At 68.6% G+C, this 24,232-nt stretch carries 17 protein-coding genes and 1 pseudogene; 10 read left to right on the top strand and 8 right to left on the bottom strand.

The annotated features are described in order from the left end of the window. Positions 1 to 77 precede the first annotated feature (77 nt). The gene (locus tag FB157_RS16575; RefSeq protein ID WP_145880361.1) at positions 78 to 248 is read left to right on the top strand and encodes a hydrophobic protein; all 171 of its coding nucleotides are present in this window, start codon (positions 78 to 80) and stop codon (positions 246 to 248) included. 103 nt (positions 249 to 351) lie between these two features. On the opposite strand, the gene FB157_RS16580 is transcribed toward FB157_RS16575, so the two are convergent. Then, positions 352 to 1,518, bottom strand: coding sequence for a phosphatidylserine/phosphatidylglycerophosphate/cardiolipin synthase family protein (locus FB157_RS16580; RefSeq protein WP_145880464.1), 1,167 nt, complete (start codon positions 1,516 to 1,518; stop codon positions 352 to 354). A gap of 407 nt (positions 1,519 to 1,925) precedes the next feature. Between FB157_RS16580 and FB157_RS16585 the strand changes: the two genes are divergently transcribed. After that, complete coding sequence (locus FB157_RS16585) at positions 1,926 to 2,375, top strand: ricin-type beta-trefoil lectin domain protein (protein WP_145880363.1); 450 nt, start codon at positions 1,926 to 1,928, stop codon at positions 2,373 to 2,375. 121 nt (positions 2,376 to 2,496) lie between these two features. Here the strand turns inward: FB157_RS16585 and FB157_RS16590 are convergent, their stop codons facing one another. Further along, the gene (locus FB157_RS16590; RefSeq protein ID WP_145880365.1) at positions 2,497 to 4,089 is read right to left on the bottom strand and encodes an FAD-binding oxidoreductase; all 1,593 of its coding nucleotides are present in this window, start codon (positions 4,087 to 4,089) and stop codon (positions 2,497 to 2,499) included. Positions 4,090 to 4,252: 163 nt separating this feature from the next. On the opposite strand from FB157_RS16590, the gene FB157_RS16595 reads away from it, so the two are divergent. After that, a complete protein-coding gene (locus FB157_RS16595) occupies positions 4,253 to 4,408 on the top strand; it encodes a hypothetical protein (protein WP_261386343.1) in 156 nt (51 codons plus the stop codon). Positions 4,409 to 4,514: 106 nt separating this feature from the next. Here FB157_RS16595 and FB157_RS16600 read toward each other — a convergent pair whose 3' ends face one another. The 3 genes from FB157_RS16600 to FB157_RS16610 all read right to left on the bottom strand — a co-directional run bounded on the left by FB157_RS16600 (position 4,515) and on the right by FB157_RS16610 (position 10,531). Continuing rightward, positions 4,515 to 6,020: a vanadium-dependent haloperoxidase gene (locus FB157_RS16600; protein ID WP_186581539.1), complete on the bottom strand. Its 1,506-nt coding sequence runs from the start codon at positions 6,018 to 6,020 to the stop codon at positions 4,515 to 4,517. A 196-nt stretch (positions 6,021 to 6,216) separates the two neighbouring features. Beyond that, entirely contained in the window at positions 6,217 to 7,584 is a 1,368-nt protein-coding gene (locus FB157_RS16605) for a hypothetical protein (protein ID WP_145880369.1), read from the bottom strand. A gap of 91 nt (positions 7,585 to 7,675) precedes the next feature. Beyond that, positions 7,676 to 10,531, bottom strand: a complete 2,856-nt coding sequence (locus FB157_RS16610) for a peroxidase family protein (protein ID WP_145880371.1) — start codon at positions 10,529 to 10,531, stop codon at positions 7,676 to 7,678. 563 nt (positions 10,532 to 11,094) lie between these two features. Here FB157_RS16610 and FB157_RS16615 point away from each other — a divergent pair. Further along, the gene (locus FB157_RS16615) at positions 11,095 to 12,804 is read left to right on the top strand and encodes a thiamine pyrophosphate-binding protein (protein ID WP_145880373.1); all 1,710 of its coding nucleotides are present in this window, start codon (positions 11,095 to 11,097) and stop codon (positions 12,802 to 12,804) included. A gap of 76 nt (positions 12,805 to 12,880) precedes the next feature. Here FB157_RS16615 and FB157_RS16620 read toward each other — a convergent pair whose 3' ends face one another. From FB157_RS16620 to FB157_RS16630, 3 genes and pseudogenes are all read right to left on the bottom strand, one after another. After that, on the bottom strand, positions 12,881 to 13,117 hold the full coding sequence (locus tag FB157_RS16620; protein WP_145880374.1) for a hypothetical protein: 237 nt from the start codon (positions 13,115 to 13,117) through the stop codon (positions 12,881 to 12,883). An 11-nt stretch (positions 13,118 to 13,128) separates the two neighbouring features. After that, the gene (locus tag FB157_RS16625) at positions 13,129 to 13,308 is read right to left on the bottom strand and encodes a hypothetical protein (protein ID WP_145880376.1); all 180 of its coding nucleotides are present in this window, start codon (positions 13,306 to 13,308) and stop codon (positions 13,129 to 13,131) included. Next, a pseudogene (locus FB157_RS16630) lies at positions 13,305 to 14,180 on the bottom strand (LLM class flavin-dependent oxidoreductase); the annotation flags it as partial. The pseudogene FB157_RS16630 and the gene FB157_RS16625, both read right to left, overlap by 4 nt. A gap of 214 nt (positions 14,181 to 14,394) precedes the next feature. Between FB157_RS16630 and FB157_RS16635 the strand changes: the two are divergent. The 6 genes from FB157_RS16635 to FB157_RS16660 all read left to right on the top strand — a co-directional run bounded on the left by FB157_RS16635 (position 14,395) and on the right by FB157_RS16660 (position 24,218). After that, positions 14,395 to 15,222: an FAD binding domain-containing protein gene (locus FB157_RS16635; protein WP_145880380.1), complete on the top strand. Its 828-nt coding sequence runs from the start codon at positions 14,395 to 14,397 to the stop codon at positions 15,220 to 15,222. After that, a complete protein-coding gene (locus FB157_RS16640) occupies positions 15,219 to 17,936 on the top strand; it encodes a molybdopterin-dependent oxidoreductase (protein ID WP_145880382.1) in 2,718 nt (905 codons plus the stop codon). The genes FB157_RS16635 and FB157_RS16640 overlap by 4 nt, the downstream gene beginning before the upstream one ends. A gap of 6 nt (positions 17,937 to 17,942) precedes the next feature. Beyond that, positions 17,943 to 18,917, top strand: a complete 975-nt coding sequence (locus FB157_RS16645) for an antibiotic biosynthesis monooxygenase (protein ID WP_145880384.1) — start codon at positions 17,943 to 17,945, stop codon at positions 18,915 to 18,917. Positions 18,918 to 19,172: 255 nt separating this feature from the next. Further along, a complete protein-coding gene (locus FB157_RS16650) occupies positions 19,173 to 20,117 on the top strand; it encodes an ABC transporter ATP-binding protein (protein ID WP_145880387.1) in 945 nt (314 codons plus the stop codon). Next, positions 20,114 to 21,466, top strand: a complete 1,353-nt coding sequence (locus tag FB157_RS16655; protein WP_145880388.1) for an ABC transporter permease — start codon at positions 20,114 to 20,116, stop codon at positions 21,464 to 21,466. Before FB157_RS16650 ends, FB157_RS16655 begins: the two co-directional genes overlap by 4 nt. A 4-nt stretch (positions 21,467 to 21,470) precedes the next feature. Continuing rightward, entirely contained in the window at positions 21,471 to 24,218 is a 2,748-nt protein-coding gene (locus FB157_RS16660) for a bifunctional YncE family protein/alkaline phosphatase family protein (protein WP_145880390.1), read from the top strand. Positions 24,219 to 24,232: the final 14 nt, after the last annotated feature.

Raw genomic sequence — 24,232 nt, forward strand, 5'->3', positions numbered from 1 at the left:
TTCCCTTCACAAACAAAGCAGCTTCGGTGAATGGCGACAGAAATCCAGGGCAGAAGGCGTTCAGGAGGTTGATAATCATGGTACCCCTGTTGCTCGTTCTGCTTCTCGCGCTGATCCTCTTCGGCGCCGGTTTCGCCATCAAGATCCTCTGGTGGGTCGCCGTAGCCGTTCTGGTGCTGTGGCTTCTCGGCTTCGTCATGCGCTCCACCGGCGCCGGTGGAGGTCGAGGCCGCTGGTACCGATGGTGATCTGACCTGTAGGTGCGCCTTCGACGAGGGGCCCGGCCGACATATCGGCCGGGCCCCTTGCCTGCAGGTCATTTCAACTCACCGACGAGGGATGCCGATCGGTTCAGAGGAAGCGCCGGACGGGGGTGACGGCGGCCTCCTTGGCGCGCTGCAGCACTGCCCGTCGTTTCCATCGGGCGAGGTCGATGTCCACGCTGAGTTTCAGGTCCGCCTCGTAGTCGCGGTCGAGCGCGGCGGTGAACTGCTCGTCCAGGACGGCGAGCATGACCTCTTCGTCGTGGTCCATGGACCGGCGGTTGAAATTGGTGGAACCGATGAGGGCGGCGACCGAGTCCACGGTGATGATCTTGGCGTGCATCATGGTCGGCTGGTACTGCCGAATGCGCACGCCGGCCTGCAGCAGACGGGTGTAGTGGTGTTGACCGGCGAGCTGACAGGCACGCTGGTCGGTGTGAGGGCCAGGCAGCAGGATCTCGACATGCACGCCACGGCGTGCGGTTTCGCACAGCAGGTCGATGAAGTAGGTGTCGGGGGCGAAGTAGGCGGTGGCCAGCCGGAAGCGCTCCTCGGCGGAGGTGAGCATGACCCGGATCAGGGTTTGCATGTCCTGCCATCCGATGCTCGCGGAGCCGCGAACGACCTGCACCACCGACGAGCCGGCCTGCGGGTGTTCCGTGAAGCGGTCACGGTCGTCGAACAGTTCGTCGTGGCACTCGGCCCAGTTCTGCGCGAACGCGGCCGCGATCCCGTCCACGGCGGGTCCCCGCACCCGGACGTGGGTGTCCCGCCACTCGGCAGGATTGCGTGCGTTGCCGCACCATTCCTCCGCGATGCCGACACCGCCGGTGAAGGCGGTGTGCTCGTCGACGACGAGGGCCTTGCGGTGGCACCGGTGATTCTGCTTGAACGGCGACAGCCAAGCGGGCTTGCGGAACCAGGCCACCTGCACGCCCGCGGTGCTCATGACGTCCAACAGCCGCCCTTCGATCTCCTTGGCGCCGAAGCCGTCGAGCAGCAGTCGCACGCGCACACCCGCCCGGGCGCGGCCGGCCAGAGCGACGGCGAAGTCGTGAGCGATCTGCCCTCGCCAGTAGACGAACGTCATCATGTCGATGGTGTGCCGGGCCGAACGGATCGCGTCGAGCATCGAGGGGAAGATCTCGTCACCATTGCGCAGAGGCGTCAGCTCATTGCCTTCGGTGGCGGCCACGCCGATCAGCCGCTCCAGCCGACGGCGAAGGCGCTGCTTGCGCGCCGCTGCATCGGGCATGCTGCCGCGAGTGGGTGCCGGAACGCCGTCGAGTATCACGCCAACTCTCCCCATGCCGTGAAAACAAAATGCCGTGGGCTGCCGGGCGAGCCCGGAGAGACACATGCCCTGTCGGCACCTCATCACTCCAACCGTCCGTGATCAGGTCGCACCGCAGCCGGCATCGTGGGACGTCCCAGGGATGCGGAGGCTCGGTGTCCCAAGTCGCAGGTCACGTGGGTGAGATGGCGGCGGGACGCGTTCCGGCGGTCTTTTGGTACTGCCCGGTGGTGGGCGGCTGCATACGGTTGCGTGTGGCGCCGGCGGGGAGTCGGCGCCCGCGTGGTCCGGACTCCGGGGGAGTCCGGAAGAAATGACCGAAGTGCGACACAGGGGGAACTGAATTGATTCGGCAGCGTATTGGGCGCGTGCTGGGGGCGGCACTCGTCGCGCCGCTTCTGGTCGTCGGGGTGAGCACCGCGGCCCATGCCGACGGTGACGTCGTGTGGAACCACAAGCGCGGTGGAGGCTGCCTCTCCGGCATGTGGGACCACCACCTCGGCTGGAACAACGTGGGCCTCTACCCTTGCTCGTTCGGCGCCGCGAAGTGGCATGACATCAATGTCGGAGGCGACGTCTGGATCGAGCGGATGGCGGAGGTCCCGGGCTCCTGCCTCGCCGGGTACACCGACCACGACGCCTACGTGGAGGCCTGCAGCAGCGGCCAGAACAACTACCAGCGCTGGCACGAGATCAATACCGGTGACGGCTGGAAACTGCAGAACGTGGCTACCGGCGAATGCCTCGACGCCAACGACGACAACAAGGTCTACACGCACGAGTGCAACGACGGAAATGTCTACCAACTGTGGTCGTGACGGACTGACCGCCTGACGACCCCGCGCGTCCCGTGGGGTGAGACGGGTCCTGGGTGACCAGGGCCCGTCCATGTCTACGCCGGCGAGGATTTCCAAGCATGAGAAACCTCGCCGTCCGGGCTCAACTCGTGCCGATCGCCTGCGGGTAGTGGAAGAAGCCGCTCGGGTCGTATTTCCGCTTCACCTCGACCAGGCGGCGGTAGTTCGTGCCGTAGTAGGCCTCCCGCCAGTTCTTCAGCGTCGGGTCGGGGAAGTTCTGGTATGCCTGTGCGGGCGACTTGCCGGGGAAGATGTCGTCGTAGAACTGCTTGAGCCAGTGGAGGTTGGCTTCGGCGACGTCGGGGCGGTCGTAGTCCGCCCACGAGGTCTCGGCGGCGAAGACGAAGAGGTCGTTGCGGTGCACGAACGCGGTCGCGTTCGGCGCCACCTGGTTGATCTCACCGCCGAGGGCGAACATGGCGAACCCCGCTCCGTCCTCGTTGTTGCTGCCCGGCCACTTCAGCAGGCGATCGGCTGCCGCGCCGACCTGTTGATCGGTCAGGAGGGTGTGGGAGTCCAGGATCGCCGATTTGGTGGCGAAGCGATCGATCGGTGTGGTGGCGCTCAGCAGTTCGCTCGCTTCACCGGGCGTGACCTGACGGACGGAAGCGCGGTTGCGGGCGCGTTCCCCGGCCGTGCCGATCGTGAGCAGCGGGTCGAGGACGGCACGCAGTTCCTGGACGGTGCCGTAGAACTGGCCGATGGCGTTGACGTTGGCGTTCGCATGGATCTGCGTCCTGGTCGTCCCGTTGGTCCCGATGCCCAGACGTAGATGGAAGCGCTTGTCGTTCGCGGTGTCCTGGGCGATGTGCTGCGCGGCGGCGATCACCGGCAGCGCGGAGTCCAGACTCCAGCGGAGCTGGTAGAAGCCCACGGCGCCCTTGAACTGCTCGTACTGGAAGGTGAACGAGGTGTGGACACCGAAGTTGTTGCCGGCTCCGCCGCGGCAGGCCCAGAACAGGTCGGAGTGCGTGTCCTTGCCGGCCTTGACCGTGCGTCCGTCGGCGAGCACGACGGTCGTGGCGACGAGCCGGTCGCACGTCAGGCCGAACATCTTGTCGCTGAAGCCGATGCCACCGCCGAGCACCAGCCCTGCGACCCCGACGCTGGGGCAGCGACCGGTCGGCACGAACATGCCGTGGTCCTCCAACAGCGGATGCAGGTCGCCATTGGTGACGCCGGCCCCCACGGTGACGGTACCGGCGTCGTGCACGACCTTCATCGGCCCGTAGACCCGAGAGCGGGCATCGCCCGGCGTCGGGGTGGTGACGATGCTCTTCATGCGGGCCATGTTCAGCAACAGGCCCGTGGTGGTGGAATACCCGGCGTAGTTGTGTCCCAGCCCGGAGCGCGGTACGACGGGCAGCCCTACCGCGCGAGCCCAGCGGATCGCCTCGGACACGTCCCCGGTGGTCGCGCAGGCGACGATTCCGGCAGACAGAACTCCGGCGTACCTGTGGTTGAACGGCACGGCCAGCGACACGTATTCGGAGCCGTACGGCCGGTAGAGGGTAGCGCCGGGGGACAGTGCGTCAGCCAACCGCTTCCAGTCCCGAGCGCCGACCGGCCCCACTGCCTCGGGTGCCGCCGACGCACTCTCCGGTGCGTGCAGCCCCAGCGCCCCACCGACGCCGCCCAGCACACCTGCTCGCAGCACGTCCCGCCTGTCGATCACAGCGACCTACCCTCACGCAGCGGCCGCAGGCTCCTCCTGCGATCCATCGGCCAGTTCACCGATGGTCGACCGGTGCCGTCCCCGTCGGCCGCGCACGCGCCAGACCCACCACGCGAAAGGACGAGAGACTCACCGCCAAACAGCTCAGACACACACGCAGGGGATGCAGGACCTGGTCTTCCGTCCGCACGCCTGTATCCCGAGGATGCGTGCCGCCTTCACCGATCTGGACGTGGTCGAGCTGCCACGTGCGCGGCACTTCATCCAGGAACACACACCGGATGCGATCACGTCGGCGATCGTGAGGCGATTCCCGTGAGGACGATCGGCGAACGTCCGTCACCCGGGCCGCCGATCCGGCCGCAGGCGGGGGTGACGGCCGGGCCTGTCACCCCCGCGCCCCAGGCGTGGGTCACGGTGTCGGTTCACTGCTGATGCGGATGGCCCGATCGTGTCGGCAGCAGCGCGTTGGCGAACACGTAGTCGGCGACGTTGGTACCGATCCCCCTCCCGTCCTCGGCGTCCCAGCGGAAGTGCACGCCCAGCCAGAGTCGGCTGAACTCGCCCTCCTGGGCGACCTGGCTGAAGCTCTTCATCTGGCGGTACGCCTCGAGTGTGTGCGGGTCCTCGGAATGTGCGACGAACGAGACGTTGTCACGGCCGAAGAAGTGCTTCATCGCGGTTGCCCACGCGGCCGTGAAGTTGGCGTGCCCGGACGTCCAGGCGGGGAAGCACGGGGTGAACGGTGCCCCTGAACGGTCCGAGCTGAGAGGCTCCCAGGTCGCGTTCGCGCCGCCCGTCGCCTGGATCGCGGACACCGGGCGCCACTCGTTGATCGGGGAGTCGAACTTGCTGTCCCAGGCCGCGATCCCGGCGTCCGCCAACGACAGTGCCGACAGCGCGAACAAGTGGGTGGTCTCGTAAGTGTCGAGCTTGAACTTCTTGGCGACGATCCCGGTCAGTTCGAGCAGTTGCCCCGGGGGGTGGTAGGTGCCGTCGAGATCGTGGTCCCAGAACCAGCCGACGACGGTCTGATCGTAGGTGCGCTCGGTGGAGTCGACGGCGCCGACCCGTCGCACCTCGTCGCGCTGGCTCGCGTACTCCGGGCTGGCCACCAGATCGGCGTAGGAAGTGAAGCCGCGCAGAGTGGGAGGCCGGAACTGCGAGCCGGAGCGGAGCACGAACGGCTTCACCTTGCCCCAGTTCGGGGTCACCGCGTCGCTCGGCTTCTTGCAGTCCGCTTCACCCGTCGGCCGCCAGGCCCCGGGTGTGGTGGTGTCACCGCTGTAGACCGCCGAGTTGTCCGAACCGTCGCCCGCCCGGGCTTTGTTGATCTGCCTCACCACGGGGTCGACCACCAGGCGGTCGAGGGGGTCGTAGGAGTGGGGGGAGCTGCCGGTCCGGGCCCTGTACTGGGCGTCGATGTACGCCTGGTCGCCCGGGTACAGCTGCGAGATGATCTTGTACGCCGTGCGGTCGATCAGCCGCTCCTCCTCGTCCTTGCCCGGCCGCGAGTGTTTGTCGGCGTACTTCAGCGGCCGGTTGAGGTACGGCTCGTACTTCAGGGTTCCGTACGTGTACTGGTAGGCGCTCTCCGCGTTGTAGATCGCCGCGAAGACCACCGCCCCGGACCTGGAGAGTTTGCCGGGCGAGGCGTCCCAGCCCCGCGCATTGCGGAATGTCTGGAGCAGGACCTTGTTCCAGTACTGCGTCGGATCGTCTTTGTGTCCTGTCGCGGCGGCGGCCTGTGGCGCACCGGCCGCCACCGGACTCAGCCCGGCGAGCAGGGCCCCGGCTACGGCGGCGGTCCACAGCCGTCCCGGGCGTCCGCCGACACGGGACTTCAAGCGCGGGAGCGCAGGCTTCGCGGCCGGCCGACGGCCGTGGTGGAGCTTGAGGGGCACGGCATTCCTTTCGATGTCGCTGGTCAACAGCGGCAGCGTAATGTCGGATATGCCAGAGTCACTATCAACCACGCCGATATGTCGATGATCTTATATACGGCATGATTTAATCTGAAATGCCCATCCGGTCGCGATCGACGCGCAGCCGAGCTGCGATGACCCGCCATACCGTATGAATGTGCAGGTCAGGGGGCATGGGGTGGAACGTCGTAGTTCTGAGGCGTCAGGTGTCCCACCGCCGTGCGTGCTCCCTGTGCGCCTCGGTCAGGCCGTCCCGGAAGAATCGTTCGTAGTAACCGAGTTCGGGATGGTGCGTCTGGAGCCAGATGCCGGGCACCTGAATGGCGTCGACGTGTGCGGGGAACCGGCCGTGCGTGGCGTGGATGTACTCGCACACGTCGCGGGCGCACTCGATCACCCGCTGGTCGTACTCCCGGGCCTCGGCGAGGTAGCGCTGCCCGTAGTCGTCGCGGTAGATGCCCGTGAAGAGGTCCTTGTCGTGATAGATGCCCTTCGGACCGAACTTCGCCTGGACGACCGCGTCCACGGCCTCCGACATCGACGCGTGGTACGGGGGACAGGCCGCTGTGATCAGCGGTTCGCCGTCGACGCTGAGCCCGACCGGATGGGACCGTGCGGTCGCGAACCGGGGCAGCGGCAGCTGCCAGCGCGGGAGGTCCAGCGGGCGCCAGCGGGGGGTGACGAAGTCGAAGCCCAGCATCCGTCCGTACCGGGCGGAGAACTTCGGGTCACCCAGCATGATCTGGGGGTTGATCGAGGCATGGATCCACGCGCCGAGTCCCATGGCGTCCGCGGTCAGCATGAGGTTCTGCAGCAGCAGCTCGGCCTCGATCTGGGTCCGCAGCGGGCCCAGCACACCCAGCGGAAGCTTGAGGTCCTTGTTCAGGAAGCCGTTGCGCACCCATGTGCGCACTCCGGCGGGGCGGTAGAAGTTGCGGTCGTCGACCAGCGTGGGCCGGGCCCCGTCCGGCTGGGTGAGCAGGTACATCAGGCCGTTGATGTACTGGTGCGAGAGGTCGACGACCGGCAGGAAGACGGTGCTGCCCGGCAGGTTGGACAGCACACGGTTGGAGTCCAGGTAGGCCGGGAAGTCGCGCATGCCCTCGGCGACGTCCAGGCGGTGGTCCAGAACCCGCACCTTGGCCTGCCTGGCCCGCTCGACCAGTGCACCGGGCTCGAAGGAGGCGTCCGGGGACGGCGGCAGCTTGCGCAGATAGTAGGTGCCACTGTCGTTGATCATGAAGAAGTGGGTGCCCTGCGCGTTGTCGGGGCTGCCTGCCGTGCGGCCGGTCATGTTGAGGTTCGGTTTGGCCATGATGGGCTTGCCGTCGCGCGGATCCTCGAACGGCCGGTCCGGCATGGTGAGCCCGGTGCAGCCGGTGAGGGCGATCAGCACCGCCTCCTCCAGCTCACCGAGCGGTAGCGGTACGTCGGACGAGCTGTAGCTCATCGAGCCGGCAGGGACGGCCGCACCCCGGCCGACCCGGTGGGTGCGCCGTCGCCAGATGGTCTCCAGGAGCGGCCGCGCCAGCAGCGCTTCGAGCCCCCGATGGCGGGTGGACACCGTCATGGTCCGTCCTCTCCTTGCCTCAGGAACAGCCACTGCCTCAGGAACGGGCACTGCCCCAGGAACGGGCACCGCCTCTGGAACACCGTCTGACTCAGGACTCCGTGCCGTGGGCACCGTTCGGCGGAGTCAGCACCGGCCGCCACGGTGCGAAGGCGCTCGCGTCGCGGGGCAGGAAGCTCGCCAGCTCCGGGCAGTGCCGCAGAATGACCTCGGTCATGCCGCTGTGCTCGATCCAGTCCATGCCGAGCGGCGTGTAGAGCTCGGGGCGGTAGTCCACCGTGAGGAAACGGTCGCTCTGCAGCCTCCGGGACGCCATCAGGATGAAGACGCGGAAGGCCGTGTCGCTGAATCCGAATCCGGTCGGCGGGTTCTCCGCGAACAGCCCGACCATGGTGTCGATCTCGTCGACCGAGCGGTAGAGCTCCTTCAGCCGCGCCAGCGTCCCGGGCTCGGCCGTCAGGTCCTCGAAGCGGCGGATCCGCTCCTTGTGCAGGCCGGCCCGGAAGTCGTTGTAACGGGGCACACCGCGTCGCCGGGTCCGTACCAGGTCGACGACGGACAGGTCGATGATTTCCCCGTCCCGCTCGAAGTGCTGCAGCGCGCGGGGGAAGTTGTGCAGCGTGATCGCACCGGGATGGGCGATGCCGAACGAGTACAGCGAGTCCGGCAGGCCGGTCTTGCGGATGAGTGGCTCGGCCGCGGCGCCCTGCACGTCGTCGAAGGCGAGGATGTCCAGCCGCCGTCCGATGCGGTGGTCGCAGATCTCGAAGTCGTCCGGGATCAGCGGATGCATCCGGTAGACGGTGACGAAGTCCTCGGTGAGGGAGTAGGGCGCGCCGTGGTGGTCGGGCACGGTCTCGGGGATACCGGTCAGCGAGTGCGCCTCGAAGAGCCACAGCCCCAGCCGTTCCAGCCACTTCGCGGGCGGGCCCTGCCAGTTGGTCTTCAGCGCGATGTCGATCGCCTCGGTGGCGAGGATCGCCGGTGTCCACTCCACCGTGTGGATCTTGGCGATGAGCGCGGACACGACGAGCCGTGCCGTGTGGTAGACGCGCTCCTCGTCCATGCGCGGATACTCGCGACGCAGCGCCGCGCACACCGCGTTGTGCTCCCTGGCGAAGAGGGTGTGCATCAGGCTGAGGCCCAGCCACCAGTTCTCGCGGACCCCGGTCAGCGGGATGCCGTTCGGGCCGAGCGGCAGATGTCCGTCCTCCAGGCGCAGGCCCGCGCCGCCGTCGGTGTCGCGCAGGGAGCGGGCGGCCTTCTCGTCGCCGCCGTAGAGCTCCGAGCCGTCCCACCAGTGGGAGGCCGAGTCGGCGAAGTGGACCGGCGCGCCGTCGCCTGTCATCGACACGTTCTCGGCGAAGCGCATCATGTGTTCCGCGGGACCGCCCGGGGTGTTGTGCCATTCGACGTCCGGCGGGAGCGGTACCTCCACGCTGGAGGTACCCGTCGGGTAGCGACTGTGGTTGACCCAGTCGTGCACCTGGAACTGGATCCAGGCGGCGGCGAGCAGGTTCAGGGACCGGGCGGGCAGGAACGTGTCGCGGTGCAGCAGCAGCCTGCTGACCTCGTACGGGCTGGGCTCGTCGAACAGGTCCGGGCGCAGCACCGGTGGCATGTTGCGGCCGAAGGCCGCGCCCACGGCTCCCATCGCGGGTGCGGACAGGTCGTTGAACGTGCCGTCGTAACTGCGGGCGACCCGCAGCGACTCGTCGATCGGGGGCGGCACCGGGACGGGCCGCGGCGGTGCCTCGTGGTGATCCGTGTCGATGAGGTTCTTCGTACGCAACGTCTTGCGCAGGAAGACGAGGTTGAGCAGGCCGGCCGGCAACGGCAGCCGGTACCAGGGCACCCGCCGGTTGAGGACGCGGAAGGCGGCACCGACGGGAGCGCTCAACAGCTTGTTGCGCCGGGGCTCGTCGGTGGTGAAGCGGTAGCCCAGCCGCTGCGAGCTGCTCGCCTGGTAGGCGGCCTTGCGGGCACGGTTGAGATTGCCCAGCGGACGGAACTCCTCCGTGGTGTGCCAGGGATTGAACGCCAGCTCCTCGATCCGGCGCGCGGCCGTGCGAGCCTCGGCGCCGGCCACGTCCTGGCGGGGGACGGTCAGGGTGGCCACGGGCAGCGCGGGTGCGATGTCCTCCCGCCATTCCACCGAGCCGTCCTCGACGGGGGTGATCGCCTCGTTGACATACCGCTGTACGAGCAGTTCGAAGGCGATGTCGCCGCGGGCCAGGCGCTGCGCGAGCTCGCGGCTCAGTTGGTCCGGGTCGGCGCTGGGTGGTGCGGGCGCGTCGGGTGCGCCCCGCACGGGGCGCAACTGGTAGCGCACCGGCCCGGCCTCGCCCCACAGGATGGCGCCGCGGCTCCAGTACGTCTCCAGGGCCGGGCTGCGCACATCGCCGCGCGCTCCGGCCCGCACGTTTCGGCGCATCCGGGCGGCGGTGGACCAGCCGACGGCGAAGGGCAACTTGACGAACAGTGCGAACGCCTTCTGTGGGCGGGTGCGGGCGCCCGCCATCGTTCTGGCGAACGCCACGAACTCACGGGCGTTGCGGGCGTGGGACACCGGAAAGTTCGTCATGAGAAGGTCGTGCGTGCCGTCGGATGCCTCGACGCGGAGCGCCGCGCCGCGCATGTCGGGCAGGGAGTCGGCCTGCGGGGCGCCACTGGCGTTGGACAGCCGGACGGTGACCGGGTACTCGGCACCGGGCCGGACGAAGCCGGTCTGCAGATCGGGCGGCACCTGGTCGTGGATTCTCAGCCGGGCGTTCTCCACACCGAGCACCGGCTTCGCATGGAAGGTCCTGGCGAAGGACGCCGCCCCGCTGGACTTCCTGTTCCGCACCTGGACACGCATCAGTTCCTTGGCGAGTTCCTCGAAGACCAGCCGCTCGGCCTCCGCGCTGCCGCCCTCGTACCGCTCGTACTGTTCTGCGTTGCTCATGGTTGCGCCATGCCTTTCCTACGCAGGTTCGCGCCACCGCCCGCGCGTCCCGCCGCGGACGCCGTGACCTGCCGGAGACCGCCGTCGCGGGCGTTGCTGATGATGCGTCGGGCATCGCGTCGGCCGGATCTCGATGGCCGCGTCGATGCAGTCGGCCGCGCCGCAGCGCCGTCGGCGGATGCCGGTCTCCGTCATACGGGATCCTCCATCCTCCGGCGGGGGTGGAGCGGCACGGAGCCTCCGGTCGAGGAGGGGCAGCCGGCGGGTCTCCTCACCGCCGGGCCACTCGACCATGTTCGCGCAACCCGGCGCCGCTCGCATTTCGCGACGGCCCCCGCACGCGCGGCGTGTGGCAGGAAGTGCCAGGCCGACGGCGGCTGTGGCCGTGGGACCGGATGCCTGCGCGGCAACCCTGTTCTACGCTGACGGAAGAGGGATGTGCGCCCGTGTGCCCACGGGTGACCCCGCACAGTGGTGACTCGCCGAGGCGCGGGTACCACGAGCTCCAGCTGAGCGGCGCGCGAGAACTCCGCCGTCGACCGCCAGTACGGAGGAGAAGAACCATGAGGGTGTACGAGGCCATCGTCAAGGGCCTGGAAGGAATCGGTGTACGCGCCGCTTTCGGCGGCGCCGGGGAGAACGCCGCCGGCCTGATGCTGGCCCTGAAGCACTCGCGGCAGATCCGGCCCGTCATCACGCGACACGAACAGGCCGCCTCGTTCATGGCCTGCGGCTACGCCATGTACACCAGACAACTGGGGTTCTGCTTCGCCACGGCGGGGCCCGGGGCGTTCAACCTGTTCTCCGGGCTGGCCGTGGCGATGTCCGACTCGTACCCGGTCCTCGCCGTCTCCGGATACGCGCGGATGAAATGGCGCGGATGGGGCTCGCTCAACGAGACCTCCGGACTGAACCGCACTCCCGACTCCCAGGCCATGTTCGCGGCCACGACCAAGAAGTCGTTCCTGCTCACCGACGTGGCAGACACCTGTGACGTCCTGGAGGAGGCAGTCAACCTCGCGTTCGAGGGAAGGCCGGGCCCGGTGCACATCCATGTGCCCGAAGACCTGACCGAGCACGGCGTCGAGGTGACGAACTTCCGGCCCGTACGGCTCGACGTGGCGCCCGTGCGGCCCGACCCGGCGAGGGTCGAGGAGATCGCCTCCGTACTGGCCGACGCCATCGGGCGGCGGAAACGGATCGTGGCGCTGGTCGGATTCGGAGCGGTCCGCTCCGGAGCCGGACCGGAGATAAAGCACCTGATCGAGCGGTTTCAGATACCGCTTCTCACCACCCTGGACGGCAAGGGCATCGTGTCGGAGGGACACCCGCTCGCGGTGGGAGTCTTCGCGGACAGCGGTCACTCCAGCGCGTGGAAGGCCTTCCGCGAGGCCGACATCGTGCTGTGCATCGGAAACTCCCTCGGCCAGCACGCCACGTTCAACTACCGCGCGGACCTGTTCGAGAACAAGCTGCTCATCCAGGTGAACATCGCCGAGACGGAATTCCGGAAGGCCTATCGGCCCGACTACGCGTTGTTGTCCGACGCGCGCCCGGCGGTGGCTGCCCTCGTCGACGCGTTGGCGAAGCGGGTCGGTGAAGTACCGCCGGTGAAGGTCGACAGCCAGGACTACGAGGCTCGGCATGTCACCCACCTGACCGGGAAGATCCACCCCGCGCAGCTCGCGCAGGCGATCGGCCGGATGCTGCCGCCGCAGGGCGTGCTGCTCGCGGACGCCGGGGCCCATCTGGCCTGGCTCGGGTACTACGCGGAGCTGGAGGAGGGCCAGAACTTCCGCAAGGCCGGGGCCTTCGGGCCGATGGCCGGTCACGTCAACGGAGCCATCGGCCTCAAGGTCGCGCACCCGGAGCGGACGGTCGTCGTCGGCTGCGGCGACGGCTGCTACTCGCTGTCCGGCTTCGAGTTGATGACCGCCGTCGAGAACAGCATTCCCGTCATCTGGGTCATCTTCGACGACGCGGAATTCAAGTTGATCAAGATGTTCCAGGTCGCCACCTACGGCGAGTCCGCTCTCGTCGAGTTCCGGAATCCGGACTTCGCGTCGTACGCGCGGGCCTGCGGCGCCGACGGCCACCGGGTGGAGACGCTCGACGAGTTCGAGGAGGCCTTCCGCGCGGCACTGGTCTCCGGCCGGCCCACGCTCATCGACGCCAAGATCACACGCTGGGCCGTGCCGCACTACAGCCCGTCACCCGACGGGGTGATCCCCGGTCTCGTCGAAATGCTCGAGGACCGCTTCCGGGACCGGTAGTCCGCGCGTGATCAGGCAGGCGGGCCCAGCGGCAGGATCCTCGACGCCTCCACCGTGACCGCCGAAGGCGCCGCCGTCACCAGTACAGCAGCCACCGGCCGTCGCACCACACGCCGTGCCCCTGGAGGGTGAGCCGTTCGTCGTTGGGCTCGACGCGGGTACTGGGGGCGACCTGGTGCAGTGTGTGGCCGGAGTGGATCACCATGCGGCCGACCGTGGAAGGGACGTACCGCCTGGCGTGGAAGCGACTGAGATCGGCCACGGACTCGATCCAGCCCTTCTCCAGCGCATGCCGGAACTGGTCGTGGCTCACCTCCCAGGGGTTCAGGCCGCCGCCTGCCGCGGGCAGCCGGACCGGCAGGGTGAGGAGATCTGCCGCTTCAGGTCCGTGCCGGGGAAGGCCCGGCCCGGTTGCAGGGCGTTCCACAGCAGCGCCGGGACATCGTGCCGCTCGGCGGCCGTGAGGAACGGCCGAACCCTTGACTCGTCGATGGTCCAGGTCATGTGTTCAGCACTCCTGTCGTCGGACGGGACGCCGCGCGGTACAACCGCAACGCAGCGGCCAGTTGCCGCTGTGTGTCCCTGTGGTGCGGATTGAGGTTGAGGGCCAGGTGGTCCACGCCGAGCGACGCGTACCTCAGGAGGCCGTCCGCGACGTCCTGCGGTGAGCCGCCGAGGACGTCGGCCGCCGATGGTGCCGCGCCGTCGGCGTCGGACCGAGTGCCGTCCGTCACCCGGACGTTGACGCCGAGAGTGATGCCCAGCGTCGCCGGATCGCGTCCTTCGCGCAGGCAGGTCTGCCGCACCCGGGCCAGGGTCGCCTCGGCACCTGAGGGGGAGCCGAACCAGCAGGCGTTCCACAGGTCGGCGTACCGGGCCGCGAGCGCGGTCATCCGGGGGCCGCGCGCCCCCACCAGGACGGGTGGACCGCCGGGGCGCGGACCGTGGGGGCGCAACTCTGCGTCGCGCAGCCGATGATGACGTCCCGAGAAGTCTGCCCGGCCCGACCGCAGCAGCGCGAGGATGATCTGCAGCGCTTCCTCGAAACGGTCGACCCGGTGGTCGAAGGGGATGCCGAACGCCTCGAACTCCGGGGCGTGCCATCCGCATCCGAGGCCGAGAACGAGTCGGCTCCGGCTGACTTCGTCGAGGGTCACGGCCATCTTGGCCGGCACCGCGGGGTTGCGGAAGGCGGTACACAGCACGAGGGTGCCGAGCTCCACACGATCCGTCGCCTCGGCCAGGGCCGACAACACCGTCCAGCACTCCCAGATACCCTCGCTCGGTCCCTGGGCGTCGCGGAACAGCAGGTGGTCGAAGACCCAGACCAAGTCGAAGCCGCAGTCCTCGGCCTGGAGGGCGAGCGCCCTGATCTCCCCGTAGGACGGCTGGGTCCTTTACTGGTGAATCTTCTGGCTCATGTCAGCGGCGCTCCATGGACTCGCACGTGACTGTCTGCTGCTTATCGGATACTTTCGGTTGTTTTCGGCCGGGCCCTCATCCGCATGCTGCGATAAAATGTCACAAATATGCGTGTGCCCGCTTGTCTCTCGTGGCCCGTAGGTCCGTTCTCCCCGTAGGCCGGTTTCCATGGACCTCAACACCATCACCGAAGTAGTCCGGCGACCGTCCGAGCGGCCGGGCCGGGACTGGCACGAGGGTGACGCCTGGCTCGCAGGCGGGACATGGCTCTATTCCACGGAGCAGCCGGACCTGCGACGGCTGGTCGACCTGACGGCGTTGCGCTGGGAGCCTCTCGTTCCGTCGGACGAGGGTCTGGAGATCGGCGCCACCTGCACCATTCGCGACCTGTACGCCTTTCCCTGGCCGGAGGGCTGGACCGCCGCAATTCTCTTCCGCCAGAGCTGTGAGGCGTTCCTGTCCTCGTTCAAGGTCTGGAACGCGGCGACCGTCGGCGGAAACATCTGCATGTCCCTGCCCGCCGGCCCGATGATCACGTTGACGGTCGCGCTGGAGGCGCAGTACGAGCTGTGGGCGCCCGACGGCTCCGTACGTCTTGTGGACGCCCTCGATTTCGTCACGGGCGACCACCGCAACGTCCTCGCCCCCGGGGAGATCCTTCGGCGCATCACCATTCCGGAGCACGCGCTGCGCCGACGCACCGCGCACCGTCGTTTCACACTGACCCGGCTCGGCCGTTCGACGGTGTTCCTCGTCGGCACGCAACGACCGGGAGCGAACGACCTGTTGCTCACCATCACCGCCGGCACCACGCGGCCGGTGCGCATGGCCTTCGACTCCCTGCCCGATGCCCGAACCCTGCGGCAGAGCATCGATGCCCTGCCGGCCGACGTCTGGTTCGCCGATCCCAACGGGACCCCTGACCACCGTCGGCATCTGACACGGCACTTCGCCGAGGAGATCTGCCGCGAACTCACGGCTGGGGACCTGGCATGAGCTACCTCGTGAACGGCAGGGAATACGACCGGGAGCCGGCTCCCGGTCAGTGCCTGCGCACCTTCCTGCGCGAACTCGGCCACTTCGGCGTCAAGAAGGGGTGCGACGCGGGCGACTGCGGCGCCTGCACGGTGTGGCTGGACGGCGCCCCGGTACACAGCTGCATCACCCCCGCGTTCCGCGCCGACGGCCGGGAGGTGACCACGATCGAGGGCCTGGGGCGGCCCGGCGCCCCGCACCCCATGCAGCGGCAGTTCGAGGACGCCCCGGGGTTCCAGTGCGGTTTCTGCACCGCAGGAATGATCATGACGTCAGCGACCTTCACCGAGGACCAGAAGGCGGATCTGCCACGGGCGTTGAAGGGCAACCTCTGCCGCTGCACCGGATACCGGGCGATCGAGGACGCCGTGAAGGGCGTCGGCGCGGTGCAGACGGCGGCACCGGGCAAGGCCGTCGGGACGAGCGTCGGCGCGCCCGCGGGCCACGACGTGGTGACGGGGCACGCCGAGTTCACCATGGACACGCGGATCGACGGCATGCTGCACCTCAAGCTGCTGCACTCACCCCACGCGCACGCCCGGATCCTCTCGATCGACAAGAGCGCCGCCCTCGCGGTGCCCGGCGTGCACCGGGTCTACACCTGGCAGGACGTACCCCGCAGACGCTTCACCACGGCGATCCACACCGACCACCTGGTCGACCCGGACGACACCTACATCCTCGACGACACGGTCCGCTTCGCCGGCCAGCGCGTCGCCGCGGTCCTGGCCGACACGGTCGGGGCGGCCGAGGAGGGCTGCCGGCGTCTCGCGGTCGAGTACGAGGTGCTGCCGGCGGTGTTCGAGCCCGAGGCGGCGATGGCCGAGGGCGCACCCCAACTGCACGGATCCGACGATCCGTTCGTCCGTGACCCGGTCCACAACATCCTGATCGAACTCCACTCGCACGTGGGCGACGTCGAAGCGGGATTCGCGGCGGCCGACGTGATCCACGAAGGCACGTACTTCTCCCCGCGGGTGCAGCACGCGCATCTGGAGACCCACGGTTCGATCGCCTGGATGCAGGACGGGCGGCTGAACGTCCGCACCAGTTCCCAGTCACCGTCGATCGCGAAGGTCAAACTGGAGTACCTGTTCGCGCTGCGCCCGGACCAGGTCAGGGTGTTCTGCAAGCGCGTCGGCGGCGGATTCGGCGGCAAGCAGGAGGTGATCACGGAGGACCTGGTCGCGCTCGCCACCCTGGACACCGGGCGGCCCACCTGTCTCGAGTTCACCCGCGAGGAGGAGTTCACCACGGCCTCGCCGCGGCACCCGATGACCCTGACGGTCAGGCTCGGAGCGAAGGCCGACGGAACGCTCACCGCCTTCCAGGTGCGCAACGTGTCGAACACCGGCGCCTACGGCAACCACGGCGGCGAGACGCTGTACGCGGGCGGGGCTGCCGTCATGATCTACCGCTGCCCCAACAAGAAGTACGACGCGTACTCCGTCTACACGAACACGGTGCCGAGCGGGGCGCTGCGCGGCTACGGCATGACGCAGCCGGCGTTCGCCGTGGAGTCGGCCATGGACGAACTGGCCCGCGCCCTGCACATCGAGCCGCTGGAACTGCGCCGGCGCAACATCGTGCGGCCGGGTGAGCCCCTGGTCGCCCTGCACGACGGACCGGACGACGTGATCTTCACCGAGGACGGACTCGCCAGATGCATCGACCTGGTGGGTGACGCCCTGGCCCGCACGGCCGGCCGGCCGGCCCCCGGACCCGGGTGGCTCGTCGGAACCGGCGTGGCGAGTTCCCTCCACGAGACCGCGCCCCCGACGGAACACCTCTCCGAGGCCTGGGTCACGCTGGGCGACGATCTCATCTACGAAGTGGCCGTCGGGACCGTCGAGTTCGGTGAGGGAACCTCCACGGCCCATGTCCAGATCGCAGCCAACCAGCTGGGCACGACGCCGTCACGGATCCGTCTGGTGCAGTCCGACACCGACCGCACGGGCTTCGACACCGGTGCCTTCGCGAGCGCGGGCCTCTTCGTGGCGGGCAACGCGGTGCTGCGGGCTGCCAATGCCGTACGTGACCGCATCCTGGAGTTCGCCGCGGCGCACACGGGCGTCCATGTCGTCATGTGCACGATGGACGACGACGGAGTCGTCTGCGGGGACCGGCGGGTGTCGCTGGCCGAACTCGTCGCGCTGGCCCGGAGACGTGGAATCCGCTTCACCGCCGCGCGCAAGGCGTACGGCTCGCCCCGGAGCGTCACCTCCAACACGCAGGGGTTCCGGGTCGCCGTGCACCGCGTGACGGGTGAGATACGGATCCTGTACAGCGTGCACGCGGCGGACGCGGGGGTCATCATCAACCCGGCGCAGGTCCGGGGACAGGTGGAGGGCGGCGTCGCCCAGGGACTCGGCTTCGCGCTGACCGAGAACCATCACGTCGACGAGAGCGGCGTCATGGTCAACCCGAACCTTCGGAACTACCGCATCCCCGCCTACGCCGACATTCCCCGTACCGAGGTCCTCCTGGTGGGCTCGGCGGACTCGGTGGGGCCGATGCGGGGGAAGGGGATGGCGGAGTGCTGCATCAACCCGGTCGCCCCCGCGCTCGCGAACGCGGTGCACGACGCCACGGGCGTCCGCTACCGTGCGCTGCCGCTGACTCCGGAACGCATTTACGGCCGACTCCCCGCGGAGCAGTCGGTGTCGGCAGGTTGAGCCACCATGAACACCGAGAAGAACGTGGCCTCCGCGGCGACGGCGATCATCGGCCAGAAGGTCCTGCCCGGGATGGACCAGGAGTTCGAGTCGTGGCAGGAAGGCCTCAACGGCGCGGCCGCCTACTACCCAGGATTCCTCGGCGCCGAGGTCTCCCGGCCGACGGCGCTGCAACCCGACTGGGTCGTCGTGTACCGGTTCGACTCGGTGGCGCACCTGCAGGCGTGGATCAACAGCGGGACCAGGCAGACGTATCTCGACGTCGGCGCCAAGTACTTCGACGGACCGGCGACCCAGCAGGTGGTCAGCAGCGGCACCCAGTCCCTGGATCCGCTGGTCACCGTGGTGGTCACGCACCGCGTTCCCCCGAACCAGGTCGACGACTTCCTGGACTGGCAGCAGCGCATGGTCGAGGAGGAGAGCAAGTTCGAGGGGTTTCGCGGAACCGAGCTCTTCCGCCCCATCGAGGGGCTCCAGGAGGAATGGACCACGCTCTACCGCTACGACAGCGCCGAGCACCTCGACGCCTGGCTGACGTCGCCCCAACGGCAGCGGATCCTGGCCGAGGGCGAGAGGTTCAGCGACTTCAAACTGCGTACGATCGACAACTCGTTCGGCAGCTGGTTCGCCTTCCAGGGCAATGGCAGGGAGGCACCGCCGCCGCCCTCCGAGACCAGGACCTCCCTCGCCATCTGGGTCGGCCTGTACCCGACCGTCGTGCTGCTGACGCTCGCTCTGTCCCCGCTGCACATGCGGCTCTGGATCAGCCTGCTCGTGGGCAACCTGCTGTCGAGCTTCATCATGAGCTTCCTGACCATGCCGTACTACGTGAACCCGCTGCTCGGGCGATGGCTGCGGCCACCGCCGGACGAACCGGCGCTGAGAACCAACCTCCGTGGCCTCGGTGTCGTCGCGGTGGCGATGGCCTTCTGGGCCGTCGTCTTCTACCTCGTCACGGTCCGGTTCTGGACACTGCCCTGACCGCCGGGCGCCCGCACGGCCCGCTGCCCGTCTCCGGTGACCGGGAAACGGGAAGCTGACCACAGGTTCACACCAGGTCGCTCGACTTCCCGGGATGCCCAAGTCTGGTTCGACGACAGCCGTTTTGTGCACCCCGGGCTTACGACGCCTTGACGATTCGTTCCATGAGGGTTCAACCGGCCGTCTGTGCCTGCGTTGTGCGCTGTCCCTAAGGTCCCTGAAGGTTTCGGAAGAAGGGACTCGAAGAAGGGACTCATGGACACACTTCTCGCAGTCCGGGCTCGCGGGATCACCAGATGCTTCGGCGACGTCGTCGCGCTCGACGGCGTCGATCTGGATGTGGCGCAGGGGCAGATACACGGCCTGGTGGGACCGAACGGCGCCGGCAAGACGACATTGCTCGGTCTCCTGCTGGGCCTGGCCGTCGCCGACAGCGGCCGCCTCGAAATCCTGGGCACGCCGGTCCGGCGGACACTCGACGCTCCCGACGGTGTCTCAGGTTTCGTGGACGGGCCCGGTCTCTACCCCTCGCTCACCGCCCGACAGAACCTCACCTCGCTGGCCGCTCTCCGCGGCCGCGACGCCAGGACGGCGGGGGTCGACGACGTGCTCGACCAGGTCGGGCTCACCGACGTCGCCGACGACCAGGCCCGCGGCTTCTCCCTCGGTATGCGTCAGCGACTCGGGCTCGCCGCAGCCCTGCTCACCAAGCCCCGGCTGCTCGTGCTGGACGAACCGTCCAACGGCCTCGACCCGGCCGGCAAGAAGCACGTACACGGTGTCCTCAACCGGCTCGCGGCGGACGGAACCAGTGTCGTTCTCTCCAGCCACCGCATGGACGACCTCCAGGCACTGTGCTCCGACGTCACCGTCATCGCCACCGGACGGGTCGTCTTCTCCGGCCCGCTCGGCAAGCTGGCCGCCGAGAACCGTGAACTCGACTACCGGCTGCTCACCTCCGACCCGCAGGCCGCCCGGCGGCTGGCTGCCGACGCGGCCGGCATCCGGATCGTCGACGACGCCGGGGCACGGCGCGGCACCGAGACTCTCGTGGTGCGCGCGCTGGTGCCCGCCCTGGACGCACTCGTGGTGCAACTGGTGGGCGCGGGCATCGCGTTGCGCGAGCTCGCCCCCGTGGTGTCCCCGCTCGAAGCCGCGTTCCTCGCCCTCACCGAGCCACAGGAGGGGACCCGCCGATGACCGCGACCGTCACCCCCGACAACGTTGCCCGTGCCCGCCCGGTCTCGGTTGCGCGCGGCTACCGCTTCGAGCTGGTCAAGCTGGTCTCGCAATGGCGGATCCGCCTGCTGGTCCTCGCCTGCTGGATCGCGCCGGCGCTTTTCGTCGCCGCGGTGAGCCGGCAGAGCACGCTGCCCGTCGACACGCTCTTCGGCCGCTGGATGCACGCCACGGGATGGGCCGGACCGCTGGTGATGCTCGGTTTCGCGGGCAGTTGGGCACTCCCGCTGCTGACCTCGGTGGTCGCCGGCGACGTGTTCGCCTCCGAGGACCGGCTCGGCACCTGGCGCCACCTGCTCGTGGTGGTCCGGTCGCCCAGGCGGATCTTCGCGGCGAAGGCACTGGCCAGTCTCACCGTCCTGCTGTTGCTCGTGGCCGGGCTGGCCTGTTCCAGTACGGCCGGCGGCCTCCTCGCAGTGGGCAACCAGCCGCTGGTCGGTCTCGACGGCCACCTGCTGACACCTGCGGACGCGGCAGCAAAGGTCCTGCTCGCCTGGGTCTGCGTACTCGCCCCGACGCTGGCGCTCGCCGGGATCGGACTGCTCGGGTCCGTTGCGCTGGGGCGTTCCCCGATGGGGCTGCTGTTGCCCGCGGGCGTCGCGCTGGCGATGCAGCTCGCGCAGATGATGCCGCTTCCCGCCGCCGTACGACTGGCCCTGCCCAGCTACGCGTTCATCGCCTGGAACGGTCTGTTCACCGGCCCGGCTCAGCTCGGCCCGCTCCTGATCGGCATCGTGGTCAGCCTGGTGTGGGCGGTGCTCTCTACGGCGCCGGCCTATCTGCTGTTCGTGCGGCGCGACTTCACCAACGCCGCCTACGACGGCTCGGGGCGCCGCGCGGTCATCGGAGCCCTGCCGCCGGCCGGGGTGGTGGCGCTGACCGCCGCGGTCGTCGCCGCGACGACCGGGGCCACCGGCTCCGGCGTGGAACAGGACAAGGTGCAGCGCTCGCTCGCCACGGCGTTCGCCCACCTCTATCGCATGCAGACGAAGCAGCTCAACCGCCCCGACGTCACCGAAGCGCAGTTGAGGGTCACGGCGACGTGCAACAAGGGCAGCATCAGAGTCGCCGCCGAGGGACCGGGCAACGACTGGCGCTGCGTCGTCTCGTGGCATCTGCCCGGCGTCGAGGCCGCAGGCACGGCCATCTATCAACTCGACGTCACCCCAGACGGGCGGTTCATGGCCGACGGCGATGGACCGAAGGAAGTGAACGGGTACTTCCTGGTGCGGACACCGACCGGCGACGCACCGAACCCACTTTGGCAGTTCGACGGCAACGTCGAACTTCTCCGCCCCTCGGAGGAATGACTCCATGCAGGTAACTCGCAACCGCAGGACTGTCGGGACGGGCCTTCGCGGTAGACGGCTCGGTCGCCGGAGCACCCTCACGGCAGCCGCCACCGCGGTCGTCCTCGCCGTCACCACCGGCATCGGTTACGCCCAGACACACCAGTTCGGCACCGATCAGGTCGGTCAGACCACCGACCGGGGCCAGGTCATCTCCAGCGACCAGTACATCGCCCCGTACGGTGACCGCCTCGTCATCGACAACGGCAAGATCATGTCGTCCTCCGTCAGCCCGGACGGCACCCGCCTCGCGGCCTCGGTCACCGACGGCGGGAGCGCGCTGGCCATCGTCGACGTGCAGAACTGGAAGGTGCAGCAGGTCGTCGGCACCGCCGCGTCCTCGGTCCCGCGGCTCAGCAGCAACAGCGTGGGACAGGAAGGCCCCACGTACTCGCCCGACGGCAAGCAGCTGTGGCTGGGCCAGACCGACGGCTACACCCGGTTCACGGTGAACCCGGACGGCTCCGTCACCGACCCGACGTCGGTCAAGATCCCGGCGGACGGGGCCAAGCACGCGCTCGTCGGCGAGGCGGTCTTCTCGGCCGACGGCTCCACCGTGTACTCGGCGGTCAACGGCCAGAACCGGGTGGTCGCCATCGACGCGGCGACCGGTGCCGTCAAGCAGAGCTGGGCCGTGGGCAACGCCCCGCGCGACATGGTCCAGGTCGGCGAGAAGCTGTACGTCAGCAACGAGGGCGGCCGTGCGGCCGAGCCGGGCGACACCACCATGAACTCGTACGGCACCCAGGTGCCGGCCAACCCGAAGACCGGTGCCACCACCACCGGCACGGTCAGCGTCATCGACCTGGCGAACCCGCAGGCCGCCCCGTCGAGCATCGACGTCGGCCTGCACCCGACGGCCCTCTACGCCAAGGGCAAGGCGCTGTTCGTCACCAACACCGCCACCAACAACGTGTCGGTCATCGACACCGGCAAGGACACGGTCGTGCAGACCATCGACACCCGGCCGTGGCCGGAGGCGTCGGTGGGCTACGAGCCCAACGCGGTGACGCTCACCGACGACGGTCGTCTGCTGGTGACGCTCGGCCGGGCCGACGCGGTCGCCGTCTACCGGTACAAGAGCGCGCAGGAGCCCGTCAGTTACGTCGGCCTGCTCCCGACGGACTACTTCCCCGCGGAGATCACCACCGTCGGCAACCAGGTGCTGGTCTCCAACACCCGTGGTATCGACGCCCGCCGGCCCACCAACACCACCGGGCACGGCACCCACGACACCACGTCGAGCGTGCAGCGCTTCACGCTGCCGGACGACAGCGTCATCAGGTCCCAGACGGCCAAGGTCTTCAAGCAGAACGGCTGGACCCCCGGCTCGGTCGAGCTGGCCAAGGACAGGACCCACGGCAGGCCGGTCCCCGTCCCGCAGCGGATCGGCGCTCCCTCGACGATCAAGCACGTCTTCCTGATCGTCAAGGAGAACCGGACCTACGACCAGGTCTTCGGTGACATCCCGAAGGGCGACGGCGATCCCTCGGTGACACAGTTCGGCGAGAACGTGACGCCGAACCAGCACGCGCTGGCCGAACAGTTCGGCCTGTACGACAACACCTACGACATCGGCACGAACTCCGCCGAGGGGCACAACTGGCTGATGCAGGCCGACGACCCGGAGTACACCGAGTCCTCGGCCGGTGAGTACGCGCGCAGCTACGACACCGAGAACGACGCTCTCGGCCACCAGAGGTCCGGCTTCCTGTGGACCGGTGCGCAGGCGGCGGACAAGACCGTACGGGACTTCGGCGAGTTCCAGTCGATCGAGAGCAAGCCGTCCGACGCCTCCTGGCAGAACCTGTACTGCGACGCCAAGAACATGGACGCTACGGGGCAGAACACCGCCTACCCGATACAGACGGGCTCGGCGATCCCGTCGCTCAACGACGTGTCGGTGCCGGGCTTCCCGATGTTCGACACGAGCGTCCCGGACATCTACAAGTACGAGATCTGGAAGCAGGACTTCGAGAAGAACGGTCCGGCGAACCTGAACATGTTCTGGCTCTCCAACGACCACACGGGTGGTCCGGCGAGCCCGGCGGCCCAGGTCGCGGACAACGACCTCGCGGTCGGCAGGATGGTCGACGAGATCTCGCACAGCAAGTACTGGAAGGACTCGGCGATCTTCGTGGTCGAGGACGACTCCCAGGCCGGCCTCGACCACGTCGACGGCCACCGTGCCCCGATCCAGATCATCAGTCCCTGGGCCCGGCACGGCACCGTCGACAGCCACTACTACTCGCAGATCACGATGATCCGCACCATCGAACAGATCCTCGGGATCCACCCGATGAACCAGAAGGACAGCGCGGCCAGCCCGATGGCCGGGGCGTTCACCAGGAAGCCGGACTTCACGCCGTTCACGGCGCTGCCCAACCGCACCTCACTGACCGACGGCCTGAAGACCCCGCCCTCCTGCGGTGTGGACACCCCCGCGCCGCAGGACCCCAAGGCGGCGGCCGTGCCGTCGTCGAAGGTGCCGGCGGACAAGCGGCAGCTCGCGGCCGAGTGGGACGCGTGGAAGTCCAAGCAGCGGCTGACCGGGCCGCACGCCGTGCCCGACTACGCGAACCCCGCGCAGATGAACCACCTCACGTGGTACCAGACGCACAACTGGAGCATGCCGTACCCCGGCGAGAACAAGATCTACGCCCCGAACGACGTGCCGGGCGCCTACATCCCGTCGTCGGAGTCCGACGGCTGACGCAGCCCGATCGC

This window comes from Streptomyces sp. BK340 (assembly GCF_007827595.1).
Taxonomy (GTDB): Bacteria; Actinomycetota; Actinomycetes; order Streptomycetales; family Streptomycetaceae; genus Streptomyces.